Source organism: Streptomyces sp. NPDC090127 (genome assembly GCF_044746945.1).
GTDB lineage: Bacteria > Actinomycetota > Actinomycetes > Streptomycetales > Streptomycetaceae > Streptomyces.
On sequence record NZ_JBIVDE010000006.1, the window covers coordinates 165453 to 179105 of the forward strand.

Consider the following 13653-nt stretch of genomic DNA (forward strand, 5'->3'; position numbering starts at 1 on the left):
CCGCACGGGAGCTGATGTCTGGCTCGCCGGTTCCCTACGCGTTGTACGTACGGCCTGGCGAAAGTCTTCTGGTCAGTGCGCGGCCCGACCCAGGTGGCTCCCGAGTGCCAGGGCTGCGCTACGACGACCGCTCCCTACGCGGAACCGGTACCCGGCGCCGTCGCTGAGGCGGTCACGGCGGCCGTGGGTGAAGCGGCCGTGACTGTCTCGCGGTCGGGCGCGAGCGGGTCGGTCACCGTGCCGGACTCCTCGTCGAAGAGCCCCTGCGCCAGCCTGGTCACCGCTGCGGGGACCGGCGGCGCCAGGTCGGCCACAGCTCGGAGACCGGACAGGACGTCGTCGGGTCGCACGGCAGGTGTCACGTGCCGAACAACCAGCCGCAGTATCGCACAGGCATTGTCCAGGGGCCTATCAGCCAAGGAATGTGCCTGTGGACGGTCGGCGACGAGGTCGGCGACCGCGGCGCGGGCGTCGAAGGTACGGATGCCGTTCTTCGTCTTGCGCTGTACTTCCACGGTCTCGGCCGCGAGGAACGCCTCGACGGCCTTCTCCGCGTCCTCGGGGGTGACGCCGTCGAGCCGGAGCTCCCACACGGAGGCGGTGAGCCGGTCGGCGAGTCCCGAGGTACGGGCCTCGACGGCGTCGGTGATGTCGAGGCCGGCGGGGAGCGACTCGTCGAGCAGGGCCCGCAGTGTCTCCGGGTCCCGGGTCTCGGTGAGGGCGATCTCCAGGTACTCGGCCTCGGAGCCCGTACCCGTGGGGGCGGCGTTGGCGTACGACACCTTGGGGTGCGGGGTGAAGCCGGCCGAGTACGCCATGGGCACCTCGGCGCGGCGCAGGGCACGCTCGAAAGCGCGCTGGAAGTCACGGTGGCTGGTGAACCGGAGGCGGCCGCGCTTGGTGTAGCGCAGTCGGATGCGCTGCACCGCCGGTGCGGGCGGCGGGCCTTCGGGCTGTCGCTTGCCCAGTGGTTCTTCTCCTCGGTGCGGGGCGGGCGCGGGCGCCGCGCCGCCCTCGAACAGACGGGTGGCCTCTGGGGGGCCCGACCGGCTCACCCCCGCTTTCGCAGGGAGATCTCGGGTGTGGGCGCCGCGCCGGAGACAGTTGTTGTACTACCCAGAGTACGCGTAGAGGCCACCACCGGTTCCCCAGGCTCCGTCACCCGGGGTCCGCCGACGAGCGCGCGCCACGCGTCGCGGCGGGCCTGGCGCACGGTCGCGCGGGCCGCGGCGAGCGTCTCGCGGGCGGCGCGCCGGGCCGCGGCGACCGCTGTGCGGGCCGGCGTCCAGACCTGGTCGCGGACCCAGTGGCCGAGGGGGGTGCAGAGGCTCCGGTAGACCCAGGTGGTGGGCCGCCCGACGAGATTCCAGGCGATCCGGGCGAGGGCGCGCCCGACGGCCCGGGAGAGGAATCCGGCGACTCGCCAGCAGATCGTGAGCGCGTCGAGGAGCTCCCGCCCGAGGGGGGCGAGGACGCGCTGCCAGAGCCAGCCGAGCGGGACGACGATGCCGTACCGGACGAGGGGCACGAGGACGTACCGCCAGAGGGCGACCCACGGCCACACGAACAGCGCCGCGCCGGCCCACCGCAACCCGCGCCCGAGCCAGGTGAAGGCCCACCCGAGCCCCCGCCCGAGCGCACCGAACCCCACCACCAGCCCCCGCCCGACCCCGGCGAGGACCCACCCGAGCCCCCGCCCGAGCGCACCGAACCCCACCACCAGCCCCCGCCCGACCCCGGCGAGGACCCAGCCGAGCCCCCGGCCGAGCCCGATGAGGAGCCAGGCCAGACCGTGTCCGACGGGGGTGAGGACGTGCCGGTACAGCCAGCTGGCCGACACCGCGATTCCGTACCGGGCGGCCGGGACGAGGACGTGACGCCACAGCCCCCGGACCACGAAGGCGAGCCCCGTGGCGAGCGGGGTCAGGATCCACCGGTACGCCCAGACGGCGGGCACCCCGATGCCGTACCGCGCCACCGGCACGACCACGTACCGCCACAACCCCACCCACGGCCACACGAGCAACGCCATCGCCACCCACCGGCCCCCGACCACCAGGCCGCGGCCCAGCGGGGTCAGGATCCACCGGTACGCCCAGACGGCGGGCACCCCGATGCCGTACCGGGCCACCGGCACGACCACGTACCGCCACAGCCCCACCCACGGCCACACGAGCAACGCCATCGCCACCCACCGGCCCCCGACCACCAGGCCGCGGCCCAGCGGGGTCAGGAGTCGGGTGTACAGCCAGACCGTGGGGGCCACGAGGCCGTGGTGGACGGCCGGGACGAGTGCCTCGCGCCACAGCCAGACCCAGGGGCGTACGAACAGGGCCCGAGCCAGCCAGGCGAGGGCGCGGCCCGTCGGGCGCAGCACGGTCCGGTCGAGCGCGCGGGCGGCGACCACCAGGACGTCCCAGACCATCCGGACGGGAACGACGACCAGCAGCACCACGATCCGCACCGGGATCCTGACGGCGGCGGTCAGGCAGCCCTCGGGTTCCGGCCGGGGCCCCGCTTTCTCCATGCTCATGCCGGGAATGACGCGACGGCCCGGCCGAAGGTTTCCCCTCGCGCCGGGCCGTCGCCGGAGTGTTACGCGGCTAAGTGACGACCGTCAGCGGCAGCAGCTTCTTGCCCGTGGGCCCGATCTGGATCTGCGTGTCCATCTGCGGGCACACGCCGCAGTCGAAGCACGGCGTCCAGCGGCAGTCCTCGACCTCGGTCTCGTCGAGCGCGTCCTGCCAGTCCTCCCAGAGCCACTCCTTGTCCAGACCGGAGTCCAGGTGGTCCCAGGGCAGGACCTCCTCGTAGGTGCGCTCGCGCGTGGTGTACCAGTCGACGTCGACGCCCATCTCCGGCAGCGTCTTGTCGGCGCAGCTCATCCAGCGGTCGTACGAGAAGTGCTCGCGCCAGCCGTCGAAACGGCCGCCGTCCTCGTACACCGCGCGGATGACCGCGCCGATCCGGCGGTCGCCGCGCGAGAGCAGGCCCTCGACGATGCCGGGCTTGCCGTCGTGGTAGCGGAAGCCGATCGAGCGGCCGTACTTCTTGTCGCCGCGGATCTTGTCCCGGAGCTTGCCCAGGCGCGCGTCCGTCTCCTCCGCCGAGAGCTGCGGGGCCCACTGGAAGGGGGTGTGGGGCTTGGGGACGAAGCCGCCGATGGAGACCGTGCAGCGGATGTCGTTCTGGCCGGAGACCTCGCGGCCCTTGGCGATGACGTTGACCGCCATGTCGCCGATCTGGAGGACGTCCTCGTCGGTCTCGGTGGGCAGGCCGCACATGAAGTACAGCTTCACCTGACGCCAGCCGTTGCCGTACGCCGTCGAGACGGTCCGGATCAGGTCCTCCTCCGAGACCATCTTGTTGATGACCTTGCGCATGCGCTCGGAGCCGCCCTCGGGGGCGAAGGTGAGTCCGGACCGGCGGCCGTTGCGGGTGAGCTCGTTGGCCAGGTCGACGTTGAAGGCGTCGACGCGGGTCGACGGCAGCGACAGGCCGATCTTGTCGTCCGTGTAGCGGTCCGCGAGGCCCTTCGCGATGTCACCGATCTCGGTGTGGTCCGCGGAGGAGAGCGAGAGCAGGCCGACCTCCTCGAAGCCGGTCGCCTTGAGACCCTTCTCGACCATCTCGCCGATGCCGGTGATGCTTCGCTCCCGCACGGGGCGCGTGATCATGCCGGCCTGGCAGAAACGGCAGCCGCGGGTGCAGCCGCGGAAGATCTCGACGGACATCCGCTCGTGGACCGTCTCGGCGAGCGGGACGAGCGGCTGCTTGGGGTACGGCCACTCGTCGAGGTCCATGACGGTGTGCTTGGACACGCGCCACGGCACGCCGGAGCGGTTGGGCACGACCCGGGCGATCCGGCCGTCGGGCAGGTACTCGACGTCGTAGAAGCCGGGGATGTAGACCGAGCCGGTCCTGGCGAGCCGGAGGAGGACCTCCTCGCGTCCGCCGGGGCGGCCCTCGGCCTTCCAGCCGCGGATGATCTCGGTCATGTCGAGGACGGCCTGCTCGCCGTCGCCGATGATCGCCGCGTCGATGAAGTCCGCGATCGGCTCGGGGTTGAAGGCGGCGTGGCCGCCGGCGAGCACGATCGGGTGATCGACGGTGCGGTCCTTCGACTCCAGCGGGATGCCCGCCAGGTCGAGGGCGGTGAGCATGTTGGTGTAGCCGAGCTCGGTGGAGAAGCTCAGGCCGAAGACGTCGAAGGCGCCGACGGGCCGGTGGCTGTCGACGGTGAACTGCGGCACGTGGTGCTCGCGCATCAGCTCTTCGAGGTCGGGCCAGACGCTGTACGTCCGCTCGGCCAGGACGCCCTCGCGCTCGTTCAGCACCTCGTAGAGGATCATGACGCCCTGGTTGGGCAGACCGACCTCGTAGGCGTCCGGGTACATCAGCGCCCAGCGGACGTCGGCGGAATCCCACGGCTTGACCGTGGAGTTCAGCTCTCCACCGACGTACTGAATCGGCTTCTGCACGTGCGGGAGCAGAGCTTCGAGCTGCGGGAAGACAGACTCGGCAGCAGACATCTCGAACCTTCGTGAGCTGACGGGGGGCGACTCTCAAGCGTACCCGTTGCTCACGACGTCAGTGGCGCCCTCAGTTCCGGGTCCGATGCCGGGGCCCAGACCCCGGGGAGTTCGCGTTCGCGGTCCGCGCCGTCCGCCTCCTCCTGGCCGTGCAGGAGCCCCCAGGTGAAGGCGGACTCGCCGGCCGCGTGGGCCTGGATCCCGAGCTCGCGCAGGGCGTCGCGGGCGACGACGCTGTCCTGGTGGTCGCCGAGGAGGGACTGGACCGCCTTCACCTTCTTGGCGAACCGCTTGGCGGGCTTGCCGAGGCCCGGCCGGGCGGCCTCGGCGGCGTACCGGGCGCGCTTGGCGGCCTTGCGGGCCTCGTGCGTCGCCAGGTCGCGGTCGTGCCCGGGGCGCAGGGCGAGGGCGTGGTCGACGCGGGTGGCGAGGCGGTCGTAGTCCTTGAGCACGGCGCGGGCGAGGACGCGCTCCGCGTCGTCGTGGGCGGCCTTGCGCAGCGGCGGGTCGGCGAGGAGAGCGTCGAGGGCGGCGAGGAGCGCGAGGTGACGGTCGGAGTCGAGGGCGGTGAGGGCCGTCCGGCGGGCGTCCTCGCTGCGGGCCGTGTCCCAGATCCGCAGGCGGCCGCGGACGGGGCCGAGGAGGAGGGTGTCGGGGATCGCCTCGATGCGGCCCAGCAGGCGTGCGTGGAGGACCTCCTGGTCGCGGGCGTGGCCGAGTTCACCGGCGAGCCACTTGAGCTCGTCGCCGACGGGGTCGGTGACCGTGCGGTCGAGGACCTTGCGGTAGCTCTTGAAGGCGCTGCGCAGGCGCCGGCAGGCGACCCGCATCTGGTGGACGGAGTCGGGCAGGTCGCGCCGGACGGCGGGGTCGAGCGCGACGATCGCCTCGATCTGCTTCCGTACGTAGGCGAGGACCCGTCCGCCGGCGGTGTCCCCGTCGCTCGGCGGACCGTCCGTCGCGTGGGCCGTCTCGGGTGCGGGCTCGCCGGTCTCCGCCAGGGCCTTCGCCACCTTCGACGCGGCCGTGGACGGGCTGATGCCCGCCTTCTTCAGCCGTTTCTCGACCGCGTCGAGGATCTCGGGGTCCGCGTCGTCGGCGACCTCGACCTCGATCTCGGTCCAGGAGGTCTTTGGGCCCTTGGGGAGGCGTTCGGCGTGGACCGTGTCCACGGCGACCTCCGCGAGGAGCCCGCCGTCCGCGTCCACCAGGTGCCGGACGGCACGGGAGGAGCGGAGGCGGACGACCGGGACGATGTCCTCGGTGCGGGTACGGGAGCGGATCAGGGCCGCCAGGGAGGTCGGGAGGGACTTCGAGAGCGGGGCCCTGATCTCGTCGCGGACACCGGCCGCCACCGGGAACTTGAGGTGCCAGCCCTCGTCCCCGCCGCCCGTGCGGCGGCGCAGGGTCACCGAGTCCGCGGCCAGCCGCAGGCCCGGTGTGTCGTAGTAGACGGCGTCCAGTTCGGCGACGCCCCGGTCCTCCACCGAGGCGACGCCGGTCGCTCGGGTCAGGTCCGGCAACTCCGTCCGGGCCGTGGCTTCGTACTTCCGCTCGATCTCTCGCTTCGTCTCCGCCATGCATCGAATCTAGACGGGATGCGGACGAAACGGGAGCCCGCCTCAGGCCGTCATCGGCCGCTGCACCCTGATGGACTGGAGGAGTCCGATCGCCACCCACACCGCGAACATCGACGAGCCGCCGTACGACACGAACGGCAGCGGAAGACCGGCCACCGGCATGATGCCGAGCGCCATCCCGATGTTCTCGAAGGACTGGAAGGCGAACCAGGCGATGATGCCGGCCGCGACGACCGTGCCGTAGAGCTCGGTCGTCTCGCGGGCGATCCGGCAGGCACGCCAGAGGATCACGCCCAGCAGCACGATGATCAGTCCGCCACCGAGGAAGCCGAGCTCCTCACCCGCCACGCTGAAGATGAAGTCGGTCTGCTGTTCGGGTACGAACTGGCCGCTGGTCTGGTGGCCGTTGAACAGCCCCGCGCCGTACAGACCGCCGGAGCCGATCGCGATGCGCGCCTGGTTGGTGTTGTAGCCGACGCCCGCCGGGTCGAGCTCGGGGTTGGCGAAGGCGGCGAAGCGGTTGATCTGGTACTCGTCGAGCAGGCCGAGCGCGGTGACCAGGACCGCGCCGACCACGCCCGCGCCGATCAGGCCGAGGACCCAGCGGTTGGAGGCGCCGGAGGCGAGGAGCACGCCGAGCACGATGACCGCCATGACCATCACCGAGCCGAGGTCCGGCATCAGCATGACGATGGCCATCGGGAGCGCGGCGAGGAGCAGGGCCTTGGCGACGGTCCGGTGGTCGGGGTGCACCTGGTCGCCCGCGTCGACCTTCGCCGCGAGCAGCATCGCCATGCCCAGGATGATCGTGATCTTCACGAACTCGCTGGGCTGGAGCGAGAGGCCGCCGATCACGAGCCAGGCGTGCGCGCCGTTGATGGTGGCGCCGAGCGGGGTGAGGACGGCGAGGATCAGCAGGATCGAGATGCCGTAGAGGATCGGGACGGCGCCGCGCAGGGTGCGGTGGCCGAGCCAGATCGTGCCGATCATCAGGGCGACGCCGATGCCGGTGTTCATCGAGTGCCGGAACAGGAAGGCGTACGGGTCGCCCGCGTTCAGCTCGGTGCGGCCGCGGGTGGCGGACCAGACGAGCAGCGCGCCGACGAAGGACAGGGCGAGCGCGGAGAGCAGGATCGGCCAGTCGAGCCGGCGCACCACCGAGTCGCGGGCGGCGAGCTTCGCCCAGGTGCCGCGCTCGGGGGCGTACCGCGAGACGGAGAAGCCGTGAGGTGCGGTCATCGGTTCAGTCTCCAGTCCTGGCGGGCGGGCCCGCGAGCGGCGGCTGTTCCTGGGCCTTGTCCGGGTCGACGAGCTGCGCCGCGGGGTCGTACGCCTTGACGTCCGGCGCGTCGATGGAGCCGTCCGGCTGGACCTTCGGCAGCGTCGACTGCGGCTTGGGCAGCAGGGCCCGCTTGAGGTCCTGGTTGCCGGAGTCGTCGAGGCCGTAGAGGGCGTCGTAGATGTTGCGCACGGCGGGGCCGGAGGCGCCGGAGCCCGTACCGCCCTGGGCGATCGTCATGACGATGGTGAAGTCGTCGGTGTACGTGGCGAACCAGGAGGTCGTCTGCTTGCCGTAGACCTGCGCGGTGCCCGTCTTGGCGCGCATCGGGATCTTGTCGTTCGGCCAGCCGCCGAACCGCCAGGCGGCGGTGCCGCCGGGCTCGACGACCGAGCGGAGCCCCTTGTCGAGGTTCCGGATCGTCTGGGCGTCGACCGGCAGCTTGCCGTGGGCCTGGGGCTTGATCTCCCGGACGCTCTTGCCGTCGGGGCTGATCACGGCCTTGCCGACGGTGGGGTTGAAGAGCGTGCCGCCGTTGCTGATGGCGGCGTAGGCGGTGGCCATCTGGATCGGGGTGACGAGGACGTCTCCCTGGCCGATGGCGTAGTTGATGCTGTCGTAGGCCTTCAGCTGGTTGCCTTCGAGGCAGCTCTCGTAGGCGATCTGCTCGACGTACGTGCCGCCCTTCTTGCCCTGCTTGCACCAGGAGTCCTTGTTGGCCTCCCAGAACTTCTGCTTCCACTGGCGGTCGGGGATCCGGCCGCTGACCTCGTTCGGCAGGTCGACGCGGGTCTCGGCGCCCAGACCGTAGTCCCGGGCGGTCCGGTAGAACCAGTCGTGGGCGTTCTTGTTGGGCTTGAGCCCGCCGTCGCGCTGCCACTCCTTGTGCCCGAGGGCGTAGAAGACGGTGTTGCAGGAGAACTTGAGCGCGTCGCCCAGGGTGATCGGGCCGTGCCCCTGGGACTCGAAGTTCGCGAAGCTGCGGCCGCCCAGGCTGTACGAGCTGCTGCACATGTACGTGTCGTTGAAGTCGTACCCGGCCCGCACGGCGGCGCTCGCCGAGACCACCTTGAAGATGGAGCCGGCCGGGGCCTGGCCCTGGATGGCCCGGTTGAGCAGCGGGTAGTTGGAATCCTTGCTGGTGAGCTGCGCGTAGTCCTTGCCGGAGATGCCGCCGACCCAGGCGTTGGGGTCGTAGTCGGGCTGGGAGGCCATCGCGACGACCCGGCCGGTCTTCGACTCCATGACGACGACGGCGCCGGAGTCCGCCTCGTACGGGCGGCCGGTGATCTTGTCCGTCTCCTTGCGCACGGTCTGCATCGCCTGGTGGAGCTCGTACTCGGCGACCGCCTGCACCCGGGCGTCGATGCTGGTGACGAGGGTGGAGCCGGGCACGCCGGCCTCGGCCTCGGTCTGGCCCATCACGCGGCCGACCTTGTCCACCTCGTAGGAGGTGACGCCCGCCTTGCCGCGCAGCTCCTTGTCGTAGGTCCGTTCGAGGCCGGAGCGGCCGACCTGGTCGGAGCGCAGATGCGGCGAGTCGGTGTCCTTGGCCTTCTGGATCTCCTCGTCGGTGACCGGCGAGAGGTAGCCGAGCACCTGTGCGGTGCGGGCCTTGCCGGGTGCCGTGTAGCGGCGTACGGCGGTGAGTTCCGCGGTGATCCCGGGGAAGTCCTCGGTGCTCTCCCGGATCCGTAGGGCCTGCTGGGTGGTGGCCTCGTCGGTGATCGGGATCGGCTGGTAGGGGGAACCGTTCCAGCAGGGCTTCGGCGTCTCGGAGTCGCAGAGCCGGACCTTGTCCATGACGTCCTTGGGCGCCATGCCCAGGACGCCCGCGAGACGGGTGAGGACGGCCTTGCCGTCGTCCTTCATCTTCATCAGGTCGGTGCGGGACGCGGAGACCACGAGCCGGGTCTCGTTGTCGGCGAGCGGGACGCCCCGCGCGTCGAGGATGGAGCCGCGCACGGCCGGCTGGACGACCCGCTGGACGTGGTTGCTCTTCGCCTCCTCGGTGTACTCCTTGCCGTTGCGGATCTGGAGGTACCAGAGGCGTCCGCCGAGGGTGAGGAGCAGGGAGAAGACCAGGATCTGGATGATGACGAGCCGGACCTGGACCCTGGGGGTCCGTCCGGTCTCCGGGATGTTGCTCATGCTGCCGGTGCCCCCTCGGTCACAGTCGCTTGACTCCCTTGATGCGGCCCGCGCGGGCCGCTCTGGTGCGCGCGGCCTTGACGCGCAGCCCCCCGCGCTGGGTGCCGATCTGCAGGCCGGTGCCCGAACTGAGCCAGCCGGAGGCGACGTCGGTTCCGGTGGAGGTGTCGGCCGCGAGCGGGTCGTTGTCCGCGCGCCGGGCCAGGGCCATGATCAGCGGCACCGTGAAGGGCGCGAGGAGCAGGTCGTAGACGGCCGCGGTGAACAGCAGGAAGCCGAGGCCGACATGGCGGGCGGCGGTGTCGCCGACGAGGGCGCCGACACCCGCGTACAGCAGGGTGGAACCGATGGACGCGGCGACGACCACGGCCATCGGGCCGCTCGCGGACTTGAGCCGGCCGTTGTCGGGGCGGGCCAGTCCGGCGAGGTAGCCGATGACGCAGAGGACCAGGGCGTAGCGGCCGGCGGCGTGGTCGGCGGGCGGGGCGAGGTCGGCGAGGAGGCCGGCCCCGAAACCGATGAGCGAGCCGCTGACGGGGCCGTACACCAGCGCGAGGCCGAGGACGGTCAGCAGGACGAGGTCGGGTACGGCGCCGGGGAGCTGGAGGCGCGCGAGGACGGAGACCTGGATGACCAGGGCGACGACGACGAGGGCGGTGGAGAGCAGGATCCGGTTGAACTTCACGCGTCATTCCCCCTGCTGCTCGTTCTCGGGCTTCTGCCCCTGGCCCTGTTGCTGGCCCTGCTGCTGACCCTGGTCCTGCTGCCGGCCGTCCGGAGGCGGCGGGGTGACCGTGACGGTGACGGTCGGGGCGGGCTTGGGCTTGGGCGGCAGGACCGCGTCGCGCGGGTTGGTGCGCGGTGCCTGGACGACGACGCCGACGATGTCGAGCTTGGAGAAGCCGACGTACGGCCGGACGTAGATGTTGCGGGTGAGGCCGCCGCCCAGCGGGTCGACACGGACCACCTCGCCGACGGGGACGCCGGGGACGAAGGGCTTGTCGGCCTGCGAGCCGAAGGTGACGAGCCGGTCGCCGGCCTTCACCTTCGCCTTGCCGTTGAGCAGCTGGACGAGGAGCGGTCCGTTGCCCTGGCCGGTGGCGAAGCCGAGTTCGGCCGAGTTCTCCATGCGGGTGCCGACGGTGAAGTCGGGGTCGCTGGCGAGGAGCACGGTCGCGGTGGACGGCCCCACGGTGGTGACGCGGCCGACGAGGCCGGAGCCGTTCAGCACGGTCATGTCCCGTTGGATGCCGTCGTTGGCGCCGGCGTCGATGGTGACGGTCCAGGAGAAGCCCTGGGCCGCTCCTATCGCGATGACCTCGGCGCCCTTGATGCCGTACTGCCCGGCACCGGCCGTCTTGAGCAGGGTGTCGAGCTCGCGCAGACGGCTGCGGTTGCGGTCGTCGCTGCCGAGCTTGGTCTTGAGCGCGGCGTTCTCACGCTCCAGGGCGGCGAGGCGGTCGTGCCGCTCGCCGGAGTCGCGTACCGCCCCTATGGCGTTGCCGATGGGATCGACGGCTGCCGCGACGCCGTTCTCGACCGGTCCGAAGACCGTGGCGGCTGCCTGCCGGGCGCCGTCGACCGGTGACTCCTCGCCGCCGCGGATGTCCACCGTGATCAGTGCGAACGCGATGGCGATCAGCAGCACCAGGAGCAGCCGGCTCTCTCGTGTGTCCCTCACGTGCGGCGGCCGTGCCTTTCCTCTGGGTTCGGTTGTTCGGTGCGGTGTCGTGATATCAACGATCGGCTGCACGGGTGGTCTTGCCACCCGTGCAGCCGAATCGAGGCGAAGAGCTACGCACTTGTTATCGGCGGGGCTGCGAGTCCAGGACCTGCTGGAGCGCCTCGAACTCCTCCACGCACTTGCCGGAGCCCAGCGCCACCGAGTCCAGCGGATCCTCGGCGATGTGGATCGGCATCCCGGTCTCGCGGCGCAGCCGCTCGTCCAGGCCGCGCAGCAGGGCGCCACCACCCGTGAGAACGATGCCGCGGTCCATCACGTCACCGGAGAGCTCGGGCGGGCACTTGTCGAGCGTCGTCTTCACGGCGTCGACGATGGCGTTGACCGGCTCCTCGATGGCCTTGCGGACCTCGGCGGCCGAGATGACCACGGTCTTGGGCAGACCGGAGACGAGGTCACGACCGCGGATCTCGGTGTGCTCGTCCTTGTCGAGGTCGTAGGCCGAGCCGATGGTGATCTTGATCTGCTCGGCGGTCCGCTCACCGAGGAGGAGCGAGTACTCCTTCTTGATGTGCTGGATGATCGCGTTGTCGAGCTCGTCGCCGGCCACCCGGATGGACTGTGCCGTGACGATTCCGCCGAGCGAGATCACGGCGACCTCGGTGGTGCCGCCACCGATGTCGACGACCATGTTGCCCGTGGCCTCGTGGACCGGCAGGCCCGAGCCGATGGCCGCGGCCATGGGCTCCTCGATGATGTGCACCTGTCGGGCGCCGGCCTGGGTCGAGGCCTCGATGACGGCGCGGCGCTCCACTCCGGTGATGCCGGAGGGCACGCAGACGACGACTCGGGGGCGGGCCAGGTAGCGGCGCTTGTGGATCTTGAGGATGAAGTAGCGGAGCATCCGCTCGGTGATCTCGAAGTCGGCGATCACACCGTCCTTCAGGGGCCGTACGGCGACGATGTTGCCGGGCGTACGGCCGATCATCTTCTTGGCCTCGGCGCCGACCGCCAGGATGCCGCCGGTGTTGGTGTTGATCGCGACGACGGACGGCTCGTTCAGAACGATGCCTCGACCCCTGACGTACACCAGCGTGTTGGCGGTCCCGAGGTCGACAGCCATGTCACGGCCGATGAACGACATTGAGTTCCCCTTGTTTCCCATGAGGATGCGTCGGGCCTTCCCAGTCGGAGCGTTGACGGCTTCTCAGGTAGGCGAGGTGGTGGGTGTTCAGGTGCTACGGCGTGGAGTTTTCCATCGTAGTGCCGCCCACACGGATACCGCGCGGTGGTCCACCTCTGTACAGGTGACGACAGGACGGTGCGATGCGTTCCCGCTCGCACCGTTCATATGCCCGGGGGCGACCGAAATTCCTTCGGTCGCCCCAGGTTCGTTGCGGTGGATGGCTGACATCGGGTCAGAACGGGTGATTCTCTGACGAAACCGACTGAGCCGTCAGACCTCGCGGTCGCGGGTCACGCCAGGCCGGGGAAGAAGATCTTCATCTCCCGAATGGCGGACTCCTCGGAGTCCGAGGCGTGGATCAGGTTCTCGCGGACGATGGTGCCGAAGTCGCCGCGGATGGAGCCGGGCGTGGCGGCGATCGGGTCGGTCGGGCCGGCGAGGGTCCGCAGGCCTTCGATGACCCGCTCGCCCTCGACGACCAGGGCGACGACGGGGCCGGACTGCATGAAGCCCATCAGCGGCTCGTAGAAGGGCTTGCCCTTGTGCTCGCCGTAGTGCTGCTCCAGCGTCTCCTGGCTCAGCTCGCGCAGTTCGAGCGCGGAGATGGTCCAGCCGGCCTTGCGCTCGATACGGCCGATGATCTCGCCGATCAGGCCACGGCGGACGGCGTCGGGCTTGAGCAGGACGAGCGTGCGCTGGCTCACGGTGGGGACTCCTTCAAATCCGGTGTGCGGGACTCAGAGGCTACAGGGCCGCGACCGCCGCCGATTACTCAGCGTCAAGCCCTCCCCAACCGGCCTCCGGGCCCGGTCGGCCAGGCCCTCCGCCGGCCGGTCGCCCCGGTCCGACACCGGCCCCCGACCGGGTCACGGACTCCTCAGCCCGCCTCGGGCTCGGGGCCCGCCGCCTCCGCCTGGGCGGCCCAGCGGGCCTTCACCGCGTCGATCTTCGCGCCGTAGTGGCAGGAGGCCCACCACAGGGCGGCGAAGGCCGCACCGAGGAAGAACATCACCGGGACGACGAACCCGCTCGCGATCAGGGCGATCTGCAGCGCCCAGCCCAGCTGGACGCCGCCCGGACGGGTGATCATCCCGCAGAGCAGCACCGACAGCAGCATCGCGACACCGCAGACCCACCAGACCGTGGCCATCGACAGGCTGTCGTCCTTCATGGCGACGAGCCCGGCGAAACCGATCACGAAGAACTCGCCGATCAGCGTCGAGGCACAGAGCGTACGCATCGGA

Annotated in this window: 11 protein-coding genes; all 11 read right to left on the minus strand. The window is 70.8% G+C overall.

Annotated elements, in window-relative coordinates; all coding sequences use genetic code 11:
• Positions 1-134: 134 nt before the first annotated feature.
• A complete protein-coding gene (locus ACIPPS_RS22790; protein WP_401435014.1) occupies positions 135-926 on the minus strand; it encodes a TIGR03936 family radical SAM-associated protein in 792 nt (263 codons plus the stop codon).
• Positions 927-1051: 125 nt separating this feature from the next.
• Positions 1052-2533 (minus strand): hypothetical protein, encoded by a 1482-nt coding sequence (locus tag ACIPPS_RS22795; protein WP_401435017.1) that lies wholly within the window; start codon positions 2531-2533, stop codon positions 1052-1054.
• Between the two features lie 70 nt (positions 2534-2603).
• On the minus strand, positions 2604-4532 hold the full coding sequence (locus ACIPPS_RS22800; RefSeq protein ID WP_401435019.1) for a TIGR03960 family B12-binding radical SAM protein: 1929 nt from the start codon (positions 4530-4532) through the stop codon (positions 2604-2606).
• 50 nt (positions 4533-4582) lie between these two features.
• Entirely contained in the window at positions 4583-6112 is a 1530-nt protein-coding gene (locus ACIPPS_RS22805; protein ID WP_401435021.1) for a CHAD domain-containing protein, read from the minus strand.
• Between the two features lie 42 nt (positions 6113-6154).
• Entirely contained in the window at positions 6155-7351 is a 1197-nt protein-coding gene (gene rodA, locus ACIPPS_RS22810) for a rod shape-determining protein RodA (protein WP_401435024.1), read from the minus strand.
• Between the two features lie 4 nt (positions 7352-7355).
• On the minus strand, positions 7356-9542 hold the full coding sequence (gene mrdA, locus ACIPPS_RS22815) for a penicillin-binding protein 2 (protein WP_401435026.1): 2187 nt from the start codon (positions 9540-9542) through the stop codon (positions 7356-7358).
• Positions 9543-9561: 19 nt separating this feature from the next.
• On the minus strand, positions 9562-10227 hold the full coding sequence (mreD, locus tag ACIPPS_RS22820; protein WP_401435028.1) for a rod shape-determining protein MreD: 666 nt from the start codon (positions 10225-10227) through the stop codon (positions 9562-9564).
• Positions 10228-10230: 3 nt separating this feature from the next.
• A complete protein-coding gene (gene mreC / locus ACIPPS_RS22825; RefSeq protein ID WP_401435030.1) occupies positions 10231-11223 on the minus strand; it encodes a rod shape-determining protein MreC in 993 nt (330 codons plus the stop codon).
• Positions 11224-11347: 124 nt separating this feature from the next.
• A complete protein-coding gene (locus ACIPPS_RS22830) occupies positions 11348-12367 on the minus strand; it encodes a rod shape-determining protein (RefSeq protein WP_260226282.1) in 1020 nt (339 codons plus the stop codon).
• Between the two features lie 332 nt (positions 12368-12699).
• Positions 12700-13113 carry a nucleoside-diphosphate kinase gene (ndk, locus tag ACIPPS_RS22835; protein WP_401435033.1) on the minus strand — a complete coding sequence of 138 codons (414 nt, stop codon included), beginning with the start codon at positions 13111-13113 and terminating at the stop codon, positions 12700-12702.
• A gap of 173 nt (positions 13114-13286) precedes the next feature.
• Positions 13287-13649, minus strand: coding sequence for a DUF4233 domain-containing protein (locus tag ACIPPS_RS22840; RefSeq protein ID WP_401435035.1), 363 nt, complete (start codon positions 13647-13649; stop codon positions 13287-13289).
• Between the last annotated feature and the right edge of the window lie 4 nt (positions 13650-13653).